This is a genomic window from Paenibacillus oryzisoli (assembly GCF_050467285.1).
GTDB lineage: Bacteria > Bacillota > Bacilli > Paenibacillales > NBRC-103111 > Paenibacillus_E > Paenibacillus_E oryzisoli_A.
Window position 1 is genome coordinate 226104 of the sequence record NZ_JBCMUN010000009.1, and the last position, 15732, is coordinate 241835.

General features: G+C 47.9%; 11 protein-coding genes. 2 read left to right on the plus strand and 9 right to left on the minus strand.

Translation table 11 applies throughout. The features are described 5' to 3' along the window. Nucleotides 1-10 precede the first annotated feature (10 nt). Nucleotides 11-1621: a thiamine pyrophosphate-binding protein gene (locus tag ABE504_RS16420; protein ID WP_430090585.1), complete on the plus strand. Its 1611-nt coding sequence runs from the start codon at nt 11-13 to the stop codon at nt 1619-1621. Between the two features lie 14 nt (nt 1622-1635). After that, nucleotides 1636-2505, plus strand: a complete 870-nt coding sequence (locus tag ABE504_RS16425; protein WP_430090588.1) for an SDR family oxidoreductase — start codon at nt 1636-1638, stop codon at nt 2503-2505. A gap of 27 nt (nt 2506-2532) precedes the next feature. Here the strand turns inward: ABE504_RS16425 and ABE504_RS16430 are convergent, their stop codons facing one another. The 9 genes from ABE504_RS16430 to ABE504_RS16470 form a co-directional block, all read right to left on the minus strand. Continuing rightward, nucleotides 2533-2931, minus strand: a complete 399-nt coding sequence (locus ABE504_RS16430; protein WP_430090591.1) for a YkvA family protein — start codon at nt 2929-2931, stop codon at nt 2533-2535. Between the two features lie 137 nt (nt 2932-3068). After that, entirely contained in the window at nt 3069-3497 is a 429-nt protein-coding gene (locus ABE504_RS16435) for an SMI1/KNR4 family protein (RefSeq protein ID WP_430090594.1), read from the minus strand. Nucleotides 3498-3517: 20 nt separating this feature from the next. Beyond that, on the minus strand, nt 3518-4087 hold the full coding sequence (locus ABE504_RS16440) for an HNH endonuclease (RefSeq protein ID WP_430091360.1): 570 nt from the start codon (nt 4085-4087) through the stop codon (nt 3518-3520). Then, a complete protein-coding gene (locus ABE504_RS16445) occupies nt 4084-7257 on the minus strand; it encodes a helicase HerA domain-containing protein (protein WP_430090597.1) in 3174 nt (1057 codons plus the stop codon). The genes ABE504_RS16440 and ABE504_RS16445 overlap by 4 nt, the downstream gene beginning before the upstream one ends. Nucleotides 7258-7353: 96 nt before the next feature. Next, entirely contained in the window at nt 7354-7938 is a 585-nt protein-coding gene (locus tag ABE504_RS16450) for a hypothetical protein (protein WP_430090599.1), read from the minus strand. Nucleotides 7939-7960: 22 nt separating this feature from the next. Then, a complete protein-coding gene (locus tag ABE504_RS16455; protein ID WP_430090601.1) occupies nt 7961-10225 on the minus strand; it encodes a dynamin family protein in 2265 nt (754 codons plus the stop codon). Nucleotides 10226-10254: 29 nt separating this feature from the next. Next, entirely contained in the window at nt 10255-11718 is a 1464-nt protein-coding gene (locus tag ABE504_RS16460; protein WP_430090604.1) for a dynamin family protein, read from the minus strand. Between the two features lie 350 nt (nt 11719-12068). Beyond that, complete coding sequence (locus ABE504_RS16465; RefSeq protein ID WP_430090607.1) at nt 12069-12605, minus strand: DUF3862 domain-containing protein; 537 nt, start codon at nt 12603-12605, stop codon at nt 12069-12071. Between the two features lie 396 nt (nt 12606-13001). Further along, complete coding sequence (locus ABE504_RS16470) at nt 13002-15566, minus strand: EAL domain-containing protein (protein ID WP_430090610.1); 2565 nt, start codon at nt 15564-15566, stop codon at nt 13002-13004. Nucleotides 15567-15732: the final 166 nt, after the last annotated feature.

The following is a 15732-nucleotide window of genomic DNA, read 5'->3' on the forward strand; positions in this document are numbered from 1 at the left end:
AGCGGATGATATGTCTGGCTTTACCGTCGCTGAAGCCGTCCTTGAACAGCTGCGACTCTGGGGTGTGAAACGGATCTATGGCGTTACGGGGGATGCCATTTTTGGATTCATGGACACAATTGCGAAGCAAGAGCAAATCACCTTCATCCAAGTCAAGCATGAATCGGTTGCGGCGCTAATGGCTTCCGCTGAAGCCAAGTTGACAGGCGGTCTCGCTGTATGCATCGCGCAGACAGGACCAGGATTGGCGAATTTGATGGTCGGTCTTGGTGATGCCTATATGGACAAAGTCAAGGTTCTCGCGATTACCGGACAAGCGCCCCTTTCCAAGATAGGGACACCCTACAAACAACTTATCAATCAGCAGCAATTGATGCAGGCGATTTCCGGATACAGCCAATTGGTCACGCATCCCGATGCAGCTATGGAAGGATTGACAGAAGCCATGCATCAATCACTCACGAATCACACAGTATCCCACTTGTCCATCCCTTCCGATGTGTTCCAGCTGAACACGACAATTATACCCAAACGACCACCAGGAAAGACTGAAATACATCCTGACACAGCCTCGTTGGAGCAAGCGGTCGAGTTGATGCGTTCTGCCGCAAGACCTATGATTCTCCTAGGTGGCGGGTTTCGACATGAAAGGGAATTGCTTGCAAGACTGGCGGAATTGTGGGGTTGCGGCATTGCACTGAGCTATGGCGTGATCGGCATTATGCAAGATGATTATCCCCTGCTGTTGAACGGCCTTGGGGAAGGCGGCAATCCGTACCTTGATGAGTTGTTCATGCAAGCCGATACAGTACTCGTCCTGGAATCCGATTGGTGGCCCGAATCGAGTGTCCCGCTAGCTGCCCGGGTGATCCGAGTAGCCTCACACCCAGAGCTTCTTGGTATCACACGTCCAGCGGATGTTGCGATTGTGGGATCGCGCTCCATCGTTATCTCGCAGTTCATTGATCGCTTGAAAGGTTATAACGCCAGCCCTTCATGGAAACAACAGATTCAGATTAACAAGGAAACCTGGCTCAGGCAGGTTGAAAGAGAAACAAGCACTAATGAGGTGCCTCTCCATCCATCTCGCATCATAAGAGCAATCGAGCATGCCATTGATGATGATGCTGTTATTGCACTCGACGAAGGGGATTCTACCTTATGGTTTCTACGTAATTTTCGTGCACGCCTTCAACAAGTCTTACTCTCCAATCATTTTCGGACCATGGGTTTCGGTTTACCCGCAGCTATGGCAGCAAAGCTTTGCTGGCCTGACAAGCAGGTTGTGTGCATCACTGGCGACGGTGGACTTGGCATGGTCATGGCCGACTTGTTGACCGCGGCACGATATGGATTAGCCATTTGCATCATCGTTTTCCGTAACGACAGCTTGCAGATGGAGAAGGATAAAATGGTTGAACAAGGGCTCCGCTTGAAAGGAACAGAGATCACGAATCCTAATTTCGCGGAGATCGCTGAAGCTTGCGGCTGGCATGCAAGACGAATTACGACTCCCGAGCAGTTGGAAGATGCTTTGTCGCAAATCCGAAGCATCAGCCATCCGCTATTGCTTGAAGTGACAACTGCGCGCGTCCCATACCCAGATTTTCAAATTAAATAAAGGAGCTCATACAGATGACATTAACTCGTACCCCTTCTCCCCCCTATCCGGCACAACATCAGAATCGGCAGCCTGGCATCGAATCAGAGATGAATCCAAGACCTGTCTTCGATAACCCTAACTATATTGGCAGCGGCAAACTTAAGGACAAAGTGGCGATTATCACTGGAGGTGACAGCGGACAAGGCAGAGCAATTGCGATTGCTTTCGCTAAAGAAGGTGCGCATGTCACTATCGTGTATTTGGATGAGCATGAGGACGCGAAGGAAACGAAGATGATCGTTGAGCAGAAAGGTCGAAACTGTTTAACGATGGCGGGTGATATCGGGGACGAATCGTTTTGTAATCAGGTGGTCGCTCAGACCGTTGAGCATTTTGGTAAGCTGGATATATTAGTCAATAATGCCGCGGAGCAGCATGTGCAAGAGGATCTGGCGAATATTTCATCTGAACAGATGGAGCGAACGTTTCGAACAAACTTTTTCTCTATTTTTTATTTAAGTAAGGCAGCATTGCCACATATGAAGTCCGGTAGCACGATCATAAATGCAGCTTCTTTGACAGCGTATGAAGGCAACGAACAGTTGATGGATTATTCCGCCACTAAAGGCGCCATCGTCGCATTCACACGTTCTCTTTCCAAATCGCTGCACAGCAAAGGAATCCGCGTCAATGGCGTCGTGCCTGGAACGATTTGGACGCCGCTAATCCCTGCATCTTTCCCGGCAGACCAAGTTGCGAATTGGGGAGCTAAAACACCATTGAAGCGCGCAGGTCAGCCATACGAAGTCGCTCCGTCCTATGTCTATTTAGCATCGGAAGATTCCTCTTATGTCTCAGGTCAATTCCTTCATGTTAACGGTGGCGTGATCATTAACAGTTAATACTAAACCACCCGCAAAGCAGTAACCCTATGTGAAAAGTTTATAGCAGATACTTCCAAGCCAAATTGCTAGTACGATCCAGATTAAAATGAAGAATGCACCCGTCACCCAGTTTTTCGGCTTTCCATTCTTCCTGATTTCCTCCGCTTTATGCCTACACTCTTCAATGATAGGCTGTGGAATCAATCTGAGAGCGAGCGTAATTCCTAATGGAATGATGATTAAATCGTCGAGATAACCCAAAACGGGGATAAAATCCGGTATTAAATCAATCGGACTGAAAGCATAGGCGACCACTAAAGCCGTAACCAACTTGGCATACCACGGGACTCTTGGATCCTTATAGGCCAAGAATAGAACGAAAACATTTCGTTTTATCTCTCTCGCCTTATTCTTTACTTTCTCTAGTGCTTTCGCTACTCCCATAATTACCTCCAATCCTATTAGGAATCTTCTTAAGCATCGCCAAAGCACAATCGCAGGTGTGTCCGCGTATTTGTCTGTAAATACGCGGATCAGATGTCATTCTCGCTTGAAACTTTCAGATTGATTTTTCAGCCTCTTCAGTCGATCGCATACAGGCGGTTCACAAACGCGGTAAACGACTCGCAAATGAAAGTGAGGTCACGCTCCGAACCTGCTTGTTCATGATCCCAGAACACAACGGCGGGATCGGATTCGCCTTGAAAAGCGAAACAAATATAGTTCCCCGCCGGATCGCTCATGAAAGGGACGACAGGCTGTGAGGTTTCCCTCAAGAGCCCCTGATAGGCACCATAGATCGTTTCTACATCGTCTTTGTTAAAGGAGAGCAGTGTCTTGACCGCAAGCTCCTTCGCATGTCCCAGATCAAAGCAATTAGGCCGGGGTCTCCCCCCATTATAGGTTAACACATGCGCCTTGAAATCGCTTGGAAATACGACGTTAAACGCCTTCTCAGCTTGTTCAATCGCTTCAGGGTCCTTTAATGCTTTACAAAATAACCATTCCATCCGTCGGTGCACTCCCTTTCCTAATATCCGCCGCCCCACAGGGAACGGCCGCCTGTATGCTTCGAAGCCAAATGGACTTGCGTATCTACGAGCTGCATTTTGCCCGGCTGTTCATGATGATGCCAGGTGTACCCGTCCGGGGTCTCGCCCATTTTCAATTGCTCTAATTGCTCGGGGGTAAATTTCTTCGCCAACTCGGGATTCCGCTCGATTTGCGCCGCTACTTCTAGATTGCATGTCCGGAACTGGCGGACGTTGGAGGACAAGTACTGGTCTACGGGCAGCGTCGCCTCCGCAACAGGCTCGAATACCGGGAATACCCCTTCAATGGTGCGGTCCGGCAGTTCTACGGTGCTTCTTTCATACAACACGCCGACATCGTTGCGCTTGCCTTCCATATCTTCCAGTATCGTCTTGATTTTCTCAATTGAACCTTGCTCAGAAACCTGATGAAAGGGCTTGTTCGCCGTTTCATAATCCTTCACGGTTTCCGGCTTCACACCTTCTGCGAAATAAGGGACATCGGAGCCGCCCTTATCCTTTGTTTCCTTTGCAGCCTCCTGCACGGCATCGATAAAAGCATTGATCATAGCCAAGCACCGCTTTCCTTCCTCTCGTGTTCAACCCACGCAAAGTAAAAATCTTTGAAGCCTTCGTCCTGCCTGGACTTTTCATAGAACAAGCACTGCACCACCGCCTGCTCATATTCCACGATTTGCTGCAAATTCGCGTAGCGGCGCAAGAAATGGCACATCAGCTCGCTGCAGTGTCTGAGATCTTTCGCCTCGCGAATCGCTTTGATCGCTTTAGCCCCACCTGATAAGTGATACACGATCTTGGACAGGTCATCGAACCTTTCTTCTCGCCAAAGCTCCATTTCTCCTGCGTCCCGATAATGCCGGATATTGTTCTCCAGCTGCCATCTGGCTTTCTCATCCATACCGCTTTGGTGAAGCCAACCCAGCAGCGGCTCCGGATCGATCTGCTGCAGATCGACTCTGCGACCCTCGCTTACCCGCTGGCTGAGCAGCAGCATAAGGAGATTCCCTTTCATTTGCCGTTCCTTCGCCAGCTCCGCATGCGGATCGGCGCTATAGTGATAGCTTTTCGCCAAAGAACGGTCGAACTCCTGGATTTGGCACAGCACCGGCTGCAGCCAATTGTTCTGGTAGACCACCGCGACGCCGGTTTTCAGCTTCGGAATCTCGTTCATCTGATCCTCATTCAGCGCCGCAGCTCTGCCAACTTCCTCGCGGTCCGAACCGTCAGGCAAGCGCAAAATGATTTTTGTATTCGTATTTCGAATGACGGAATTGTCTAGCATATTCGGCGCTTGGTCGGCGATAATGAAGCCCTCTCCGAACGTTCTCATCTCAGCGATCGCGTTCGTGATCATTTCGATCGATTTGCCTCTCACGTTAGACCCTTCGGATGACTGCTCCATCGAGGTGCGGCGCAGCAGATGGTGCGCCTCCTCCAGCACGGTGACGTGCCTCAGCTCGCTATTCATCGCCAGCGGCTTCGACATGCGGTCCTCTTGCAGACGCATGAACAGGATGCCCATGAGCAGAGACTTCGTCTCGGCCGAACCGATGCGGCTCAAATCAATGATGCAGTTGCCGGTGAACAACTGCCCGTTATCGGTCTCCTGATCCGAGAACAGCTTGCCGATCAGCCCGTTGCTGAGCGATTTCACCCTTGTGACCAAGGCGCCGGTATAATTGCTTTTCAGCTCGGCGGCATAGGCGGAGTCCTCGATTACTTTGGGCAGCACGCGCAGCAGATCTTGAACTGACGGATATCTGTCCGGATGCAGCATATTTTCGGACAGTTCCAAATCCCAACCGATATCCTCGTATGTCTGCTCAATCGCATCTTTCAATATCGCGGGCATTGCCGCGTACAGAGGCCAACAGGCATTGAAAATATCGACTAATCGGTCAATATGCTCCAATACGTGAATCTGCTCGGGGAAGCGGAACGGATTCAGTTTAAAGATTGGCGTCACCGCAGGGTTTGTCCCGAATACGTGGACATCGTCCCGCCCGCCGAAGACTTCTTTATACTCCCCTTTGGCCGGTTCAATGACAAGGAACGGAATTTTCTTCTGGTACAGCTCCGACAAGAGTGCGTAAATTGTGTTGGATTTGCCCGATCCCGTGGAGCCTGTAACGAAGGTGTGCATCGTCAAGCTGTTCACGTCAATGCGGACAGGCGTGCTTTCCATCCGGCCCATATGAAAGATTTGACCCAGTGGAAGGGTCGCCCGCTCCCCAGCCCCGGTGTCGTGGGTGATGACATCCCGGCCGAATTCAGCCGTTTCCAACACCGGCAGTCCGCTGACGGACTTGCGCGGCAGTCCCAGCTGGATGGCCAATTCTTTCCCGCTAAGCATGGAACCCGGCGTTACATGAGGCAACGAAAGTCCGACATTAGCTTCAATATTGAAATATGGATGGCTCAATTTTTTCAAATATCCCGCTAATTCCTCTACGGAACGCGTATCTGCGTAATCCCATGTATTTATGTAGGAATTCTCGATAGCCGACTGCTCGCCGCGCATAATGCCTTTATACGTGCTTGCCGCCACTTTGGACGTCTGAATATTGTCCGATAAGAAATAGCAAGCGCAGTTCCACATGCCGAAATCTTCCGAACTTTTCATTCGCTCCAACTGCTGATCGATCTTCTCCAGCAAGCCTCCCAGCGCCTTGTTCTCCATTTGCAATTGGAGCGTGCGGCCTCTGCCTGTCGTCACGGTATCGGAAAGATTCTCGGTGGAGGACTCCGCATCCGATGTGCCTCTAGTGCTGCTCGAGCCTTCCGAAGACGAGCTGTTCACAGCCTCGGAGCTGCTGTTGCTGCGGCTGGTCGAATGTGTTCTGCCCGCGGACAAAATGAAGCTGAACCCGCCATTGGCGGAAGTGGACTTATTCAGCGACTCGGAATTCGTAACCGCTGTTCCGCTCGTATGGCTCTGCGTTTGCGCCAGGCTCTCGTTAATCGTGTGAGTCATCCCTTTACTGATGCCTTCCGTGACGCTCTGGGTGTCATTGGCGGAAAGCGTCACGGTCGATTTGGCGAAGGGAAGCATCGCCGAGTATAATGTTTCATACCCCTGCCGAATGTTGAGCAAATCCCTGTGCGACACCGGGTCCGCAATGAAGAAAGCGGAATACGCTTCGCCCTTCATCGCGTCGATGAACTTCTCCAGTCCTTGCACAAACTTTGTTTTATCCTCATCCTTCAGTGAAGGGATGCCTGATACCGAGCTGATCACCTTATGATTGCGGCTGTCCGGCGTTTTCACCATCTGCTCGAGCATCGTCTCCAACTGCTGATTTCTTAACGGCAGCAGCTCGCTTCCGGGGAAATGCCCTTCGAAGCTCTTCTCCAGCGCTTCTTTCGCCGAAGACGCATGCGACTTGGGGTGGGTCGCTTTGACGCCCACGTACAGATTCGTCTGCGCCCCGTCGCTGTGCAGCAGAAGCAGAATGCTGCTGCCCATATCGCCGATTGCACTGTACACGGAGGTCAGCTTGTCTAGAAGATTTTCGTTCTTGTCGTATACAAGCTTGTTCACATGGAAAATGCGAAAATGATCCCGGGCCGTCAGCTGGCTGATCTGCTCAGGAACAGGGATAATTTCATAGTCGGATAAACGGCTCAAATAATTTTTCTCAACAAACTCCTGCGACCGCATAAGCGCCTGGTCGAGCTCGTTCTCCTCGCGGACGTCTAGTTCATGCATCGGGTTCATTCGGCACTGCACCTTTCTTCTGATGTAATCGCTGTTCCCGTTTATACAACTGCAGGTTCTGTTCCTGCTGCTTCTCTGCGAAAGATGCCGCTGCGTCTAATTGTCGCTCGCGCACTTGGCCACTACCAAAATAATCGCGGCCACGATCAAGAGGACCCCGAGCCAGCGTTCCCAGCCCGTCGACCTCCCCAGCGACTTTTTTCCTGAGCTGCTCCATCCTGCCGCTCCTCTCGCCGAAGGGCGTACGCTGACCGAAGGCCGCGTATGGACTCGCGGACTCGCTTCGGGCTTACGCAGCGGCTCTCTGCGCTCAGTCTCCCGCGTCGCCCGGGGCTCGGCCGGCGCGCTCGATACGCGTGGAGCCGTGTACGTGTTCTTCGCATGCAGCTTTTTACCGACTGCCAGCATCTTCTCAAAACGCTCGCGGGAGAAGTTGAACTTGAATTGGGAGTGAAGAAGCCCCAAATAATCGTTGTTCCACTGTTCCTCGGGCGCGAACTCCCTTCCGTCATGCTCGTCCCACAGCTTGGTTACGCTGGCCTCAATATAAGCGACTGCTGCGCGAATCTCCTGTTCGGCTCCCGGGGAAGCAATCATCAGCGAGCTTAGGGTGATGCGGATTTGCCCCAGATCGCCTCCGTTTACGGCTTCCACTATGAATCGATCCACTGATTTTGTCATCCTTGCGATCCCCCTTTTCGTTTTAAATATCCAATATAGCGTCAAGCTTCCGGACGAATTGGTCGAGCCACTGCTTTTTCTCCTCATTTTCGAGGATCTGCTGCTCCAGAAGCGCTGCATCCGAGGAAAGGCGTTTGACCTCCTGCACTTTATCCAGCAGAAGTTTTTCCAATTTTTCAATCTCGGCGATAAAGAATGCTTTCAGTTTGTTTTTTTCAGCTGCCACATGCTTTAATGCAGCGTTCATATTTTCAGACAAACTGCTGCGAAGCGGTTGAATAAAAGATCCTCTAAGCTCATTTACATTGACGAACTGCTGATTTTCATAAACATCCTTGTAGTGGCCTTTAGACTGCCCCCACGTCCAAGGCTTGTACCATTTCTTCGAAGTATTCTCGACCCATTTCTCGCCGACCTTCACGTCTTCGTTAAATGTATGCCGTTCCAGCAGTTCGTCAGCATCCGGCAGATCGGAAACCATGAAACTAACGTCGCTCCACTGCAGTTTCGTCGAATTGGCGTCTCTCACGATGTTCTTGACGTATGTCTTGTATTCTTCCAGGTACGACTCGGCCTGCTGCTTCATCGAGCGTTTTACCATTTTCTCCAAGTCCGTCATGATATCGCTCTGTAAAGCCTCAATTTCTCCGGTCAGCTTGCGGATGATCGCTCCGGCTTTCGTTGCGGTAATTTTCTCATCGCTGAACTTTTGAGCCAGCGTAATGAATTTAGTTTCAATCTTTCTATCGATCGCTTCGATGTGCGCTTGTTCGTTGAAATCTAGATTTTGAATACGCGATTTGAACGCCTTTGCCTTCTGTCCTTCGGTAATGTCTCGTTCGATCCGTTCCATCTCGTGATGGATGTCTGCCCGTTTTTGTTCGTCTTGCAGCATTTTTTGATGTAGGTTCTGCATCATTTGCTGCTTTTCCAATATTTTGCGGAAGGAATTGACGGCATTCGTAATTTTCGAAGTGACCGCATATTTCTCCAAATATTCGTTAATGGCCGATTCGATGGCCGGCAGACCCGAATGATAGAGTGCCTCCAGCAGCGTATCGCCCTTCGCCTGCGCTTGCCGGATGCACGTGTTCAACTCGTCCTTCCGCTGCTTACTCAGAGGCGTGTACTGCGTCATATGCATACTCGGTTCCTCAGTAAACAAATTGTGACCGTTCAGCTTATTGCGCTGAGTCCGCGTCAACGGCTTTCCGTTCTTCTCCATGCGGATCAGCTTGGCCATTTCCGATGAAATAGGGTAAATATTCGGTTCTTCAATGTCGTGTTTCTTCAAGTAATTGGTCACATTCTGCAGCATTGACTCCACGTCCTCGCCCTTCTCGGGATCGAAAGCGTCCACCTTATTCACAGCGAAAATGAAGCGGTCCTTGGACTGTTTGCCACCCACCTTCATCTGATCGGCGACAACGGACAGAAGCTGGTTATCGTCATCCGTCTGCAGCTGCGTAGCATTGAGGACGTACAGAATCATAGGCTTGTCTTCATCCTTCAACACGCCGAAGGTGTAGTCCTGATGCTTCTGGCTGGCGGAGTTGTTCGGCCCTGGCGTGTCCACAAGAACCAAGTTAATCTGATGAGATTTGATTTCCGGAAGCTCGGCCTCCATATAAATACGCGCTATTCGCTCATCCTCATTGTACGAAGCCATCCTGTCAGGATCGACCGGCAGCATCGGCACGATTTCATTGCCGTCCTCATCCACGCATCTTGCGCGTTCCACGTCGATATTCTCCATATCTTTAATATTCACGATCTTCGCCGTGCAGGCCTCGTTTTTAAAAGGCATGACTTCTTTGCCGAGCATCGCGTTGATCAACGTGGACTTGCCCGAGCTCATCGTTGCGATCACGCTTATCTCAAATTCTGAATTCAACGCGCTTTCAAAGTTGCGTTTCACCCGCTCCGTCCTGAGATCTTCAAACGGGCCTTGTTGCATGTATTCGACAAGCTCCGACAGCTCCTGGAACTTATCGTAGGTTTCCTTTGCCTTCAAGTGCTCGATTCGGACGCTCGCATTCTCTTTCCGGTTGTAAAGCTCGCACATTGCTTTCATATCCTCGAAATCGTGCGTCGTTCCGTAGAAACGAATCGATAATTGATCTTCGTTCAATTCTTCAACCAACATAGGAATCGCCTGATCTACCCAAAGCTGCAGTCTCTCATTTCTGTATCTGCTTAAATTGCTGTGATCTTTAAGAGGCTGGTTGTCTATCAGAATTTCGGTTTCCAGCTTGAAAGGGTTGTAGTGGATATAGATTTCTGTCATTCATAAACCTCCTGGTCAACATCAAAAATTTAAAGCGACTGAAACAGCCTTCTGACGAGCGGAATGCCGGTGCGGTGGAAGGCGATTGAAATATCGTCAGGACTGCTGTTTTTCAATTCAGGCGCAATGCTGCTCTTCCCCGCAGCTTCAGATACCGCTTCAGTAAGCAAATCGTCGGCGTGAAGCGTATAAGTGTTCAAATCGTACCTGTGATCTGCGAAGGTGGCGTATATCCAATCCACGTCCGACTTTTCCTTGCGGGTCATCGGCTTCTTATTCATCACGGATTGAAGCAAATGCGCTGCGTATGCGGATGAAGGAATGACCGTAGGCTTCTCTACGCCGACATTTTGCAAGTATCGGAATACCGTATCGAGCAGCCCTCCCAGACTCTCGTTGCTATCGATGTCAATCTGATCGGCCTTGTTGACGATAAAAATAATCTTCTTACCCGTTCCCAGTTTGCGCAGCACGCCTTGGAGCAATTGCTTATCGTCATTCGTCGCAACCTGCGTAGCATTAATCAGATACAAGACGGCGTCGAAATGTCCTTGTTCAAGGAAATCAAACGTGATCTTCTCATGCTCTTCGTACGTCGAGCTGTTCGGTCCGGGCGTATCGATCAGAGTCACGGAAGTGTCGTCCGTTCCCAAACCCAGGTTCCCTTCAATGCGAACAACCTTGCCCTCTGCGCACCGGTTCCATTCGTCCACCCTGGACCTGGTCAGGCAGGCCGCAAGCGGATTCCCTGTTCCTTCCACGATCCCGATAAAGCGGTCGAGCGAAGGATTGTGGGAAATTTCCGTAATTTTAGCCGTGCAGGCTTCATTCCTGACAGGCAGCAGCTCCTCGCCCACAAGGGCGTTAATGAAAGAGGATTTCCCCGCGCTCATCGGTGCAACCAAGGCGATCCGCCGGAATCTCCGCTGGTCGGCGGCGCGGATATCCTGCTGCTGCTGCAGGAACGCCCGAAGGCTGCGATAGCTTTTTTTACTCAGCCATTCTTTCTGCGCATCGAACCGTCCTTCGCGAATCGCGGTGACGAACTCCGTAATGTTCTCGACCGTTTTCTTCTGAAGCCTCAGCTCTTTCACTGTCTGTAGTCCTGCAGCGCTTTGCAGAAATGGCTTCGGATCCGGTAAAAGCATGAGCACATTGGCGAAGAACAAATACTTGTAAGTCCTGATCTGCGGCAAGAGATTGGCAAATTGAATATAGCTTCTGCCGATGTTCTTGAGCTGCTTTTTATCGATCGCATTACTGCTCTGAATATTGGCTTGAATGGAATCCTGTTCATCCTGTGGAATTCCCAGCAAAACGGCATACCAGCTCATCGCCTCTAGGAAGCAGGGATCGTCCGGAACCTGATTTTTTAACAGCGCATACAGGCATATGTAGTAACTGCGCCGCCATTCATCCTTCGCCTTTCTAATGTCCAAATCCGAAAGATGATGACGACATGCTTGATAATAAAACAAACTGTGCTTACTCAACGCTTATCCGACTCCTAACTTTTCCATTCTGTAAAGAGATGCCTGTTCATGCAAGTGCGTGCCATTTATCTTACAAAATAGTCTGGAGACACAGGTCCAGGACAATAGCCTATTGCATAATTTCAACATTTTCTTACAAAATCCTGCTTGTTTAGGGAATAAAACCTACAAATCGCTTTCGGATATAGTTCTTAATAACTAATGTCGGTCGCTTTATACTTACTTTAGCACAAATACAGGGAGTAGGAACCGATCACGCGGCCTACTCCCTGGTTTTTAAGCATCAATAATGAACGGCACAAAGCCTAACTTCCCATCCTAGGTATTAATTCTATATTCTGCGAGAGATGCTATTTAAGCCCAAACTGCGCTTTAGAGTTCAGTTTACCCCCTTGGAACATTAAATTCGCATTGGCGCCTAGCGACCCCTCACCATCATACATATACATGACTGTGTAAAACTCGCTACCCTTCTCGCCGACTTCGGACATGATCTCTCCTGGGCCTCCGATGATTTCGGTTACTTGAGCGTATGTCATACCGTTCTGAATCTGATCGAACTCAGCTTTGCTCATCGAAGGTTTGTTCTTCGGTGGAGCCGGCGTAGGTGTAGGCGTTGGAGCGACGGTCTGTGCCACTGTCGGTGCTGTTGTTGGCGCAGTAGTAGCGACTGCAGGCGTTGTAGTCGGCTTGGATGCTGTTGTTGCGAATGTGGTCGGCTTAGCTTCTTCACGGTCGCTAGTCAATCCAAATGCTACAAAAAATACGATAACTGATAAGACGTAATAACGGCGCTTAATTTTCTTTTGAATGACTTTACTCAATAATGTTGGACTACAAATACCCACGATGCTTACCAATACCAAAATCAAAAATACGTTGCTCATGCTTCTCGATCCCCCTAGTAGTATGCGCGGCGCTGATTGGTCGCACAGTTGCTCTCGTACTGCATGAACGTAGGCAACGTGTGATAAACGTAATTCCCGTATTCATCGCAGTACATCGTCTGAAGCACCTTGAGATGGGCTTCCCACTTCAATTTATCGTAAGTTATATCTTACGAAATAAGCGAAAAAGACATGAACAATGCGATTGCAAGCAGTAAAACCGTGACTTTTTTAATAGGCATTCTCCTCGATAAAAGTTGATTTACCGATATATGCCTGCACAACGTATTCTATCAGATTATGTCGATTTATGGTATCCCTCGATTGCAGTTATATTTTAACTGATTCAAATGGCCGTTGCATCCATAATAAAAAAACCGCGTAATCCGCGGCTTCCTATGCGTATGTGTTCTTGTCCTCTTCCAATCCCGTATCATGGCCGGCACTCGATGTTTCATGTGATGCTATTGTTGTAATGTTATTATCTCTCAACAGCTTGGTAACTACCTCAACATGCAGAGGACGGCTGAAATAGTAGCCTTGAATCTCATCGCATTGCAGCTCCTTCAACAGCGTGTATTGCTCAGCGGTCTCTACACCCTCAGCCACAACGTTCATATGCAGCTCTTTAGCTAAAGTCAACATGCATTGAATGATGCTTCGATTCACTGAATCCGTAAGGATCTCCTCTACAAAAGATTTGTCTATTTTCAGTGTATCCAAGGTAAGCTGCTTCAATAGATACAAAGAAGAATATCCGGTTCCAAAGTCGTCTAAGGAGACTTTAATATTCCTTTTTTTCAATTCGGTCAGTAGTTGAGTCACTTCGATTTCATTACTGATGAATGAACTTTCCGTAATCTCAATTTCCAACTTTCCCGCGGCTATACCCGTTTCAGCTATAACGTTATCAATAGTTTCCAAAATGTTGGGCTTGATTAATTGTTTCACGGAAAAGTTGACCGAAGTTGTAATGGGTGTAAAGCCTTGATCTTGCCATCGTTTATTTTCCCTGCAAGCTTCACGTAGTACCCACTCGCCTATTGGAACAATGAGTCCCGTTTCCTCAGCAATCGGTATGAACTCAGCTGGAGAAATCAGGCCCCATTCAGGATGCTTCCATCTAATTAAAGCTTCCACCCCAACAATTTCCGTTGTTTGCGTATCGACTCGAGGCATGTACATGATGAAAAATTCCTTCTTGTCCAGGGCTTTTCGAAGATCGTTACTTAAATTAAAATGCTTGAAGGATTGTAAATTTAAAGCGGCGGAGTAATATTGAATCTGGTCTCGCCCTTGAGATTTGGCCACATATAAGGCCGTATCCGCATTTTTGAATAAAGTCACTACTGTACTTCCATCTTCAGGCGACATACTGATGCCTATACTGATTGTGACATGAAGTTCATAACCTTCTATAATAAAATCTTCTTTAGTTAGCTGAGTCAGCTTGTCCGTAAGGCGACTAATTTCATTATGATGGTTCACTTCAGATAAAACGATGCAAAACTCGTCGCCACCAAGACGATACACAGTTTGACCTACCCGTAAACATTCCTGCAGTCTCCGGGCAAAGTGCTTTAGTAATACATCACCAATGGAATGACCGAGTGTATCATTGACATATTTAAACCGATCCAAATCGATTAACATGACAACGACCATTTTGTTGTTAATTCGACTATTAATCAAGCATTGTTCCAATTGTTCCTCGAATTTTCTCCGATTAGGAAGTGTTGTCAAATAATCATGATACGCTAAAAATTGATTTAACTCCTCTGTTTGCTTTCGTTTTGTTACATCTAGAACGGTACCCATTGTTGCCGACTTGCCCTGATGAAGAACTTTCTTATAATGAACCTCAAGGATTACGATAGATTTATCCTGTTTAATGCCTCTATGGCAAAAATTTTGTATGGATTCACCTTCAGCCAAGCATGATATCTCATCGATCACTTTTTGTTGATCTTCAGGGTGTATAAGGCTCAGAACCTTAAGACCTGTTATCGTATCATATCCCATCATCTTATTTAAGTGTGGATTCGAATAGATGAAGGTTCCCTCCACGGCAATAAACACCCCAACGATTGACTGTTCAACCAAACTGCGATATTTTGTCTCTGCATCTATTAATGAACGTTCCATTTCTTTTTGAGCAGTAATATTTTTAGCTATTCCGTAAACCCCTACTAATTCATTATGAATGATGATGGGGATATTGGTCACGTTAAAATCAAGAATGGACCCGTCTTTATGTATACCTGTCGTTTCGTAATACTGTGGAATGCGGGTCCGTATCGTTTCCATAAAGAAATGATTTGTCAGTTCGCTAGAATCTGGTCCCACCAATGCTTGATAATTCTCATGTAAAATCTCTTCTTCACTCAAGCCAAACGTTTCTAAAAAAGCAGGGTTACAAGACAAAAAATTCCCTTGAAGATCAAACGAAAATACCAATTCAGGATTATTCTCAAAGAGGGATTTATAGTTCTGCTCTTCCCTTACCAAGCTGAGCTGAAGCTTCTTCTGCACAGTCGTATCCTGAACGAAACCAATGATTCGGGTTAACTCATTCTGCTCATTTACTAAAAACTCGGTAACTTGAACCACGTTCCGTATTTCCCCATTAGGATGGACGATTCTAAATTCAATTTCGTATCCCGCTTTTTCATCAAGAGCTGCGTTAAACCTTTCGAATGTTCGTGCACGGTCATCCGGATGTATCAGTGTAAAAAATTGGTCTAAACTCATAGAAAAGTCATCTTCTATTCCATGTATAACAAATAGTTGATTAGACCATGTAGTCGTGTCCTTTTGAAAGTCATATTCCCAATATCCTACGTTGGATATTTTTTGAACTAACTCAAACTCTTCATATCTTTTATTTAAATGGTCAATTAATTGTTCACTGTTCTTGATATTTTGAAATTGATCTTTATGCACTCTGTAATTTTTGGACATTGCGGCCACGCTCCACTTCGTTTGACATAGCCCTTGAGCTTTACCCATGATTATAACTTGAGCATGTTAAAGAAGTATGAGCAAATCGGAGGCATTTGGGCTTACGATATCAGCATGTTCACATTTTTTTCCGATTGATGAAATACAATGGAAGTATTTGATCAAC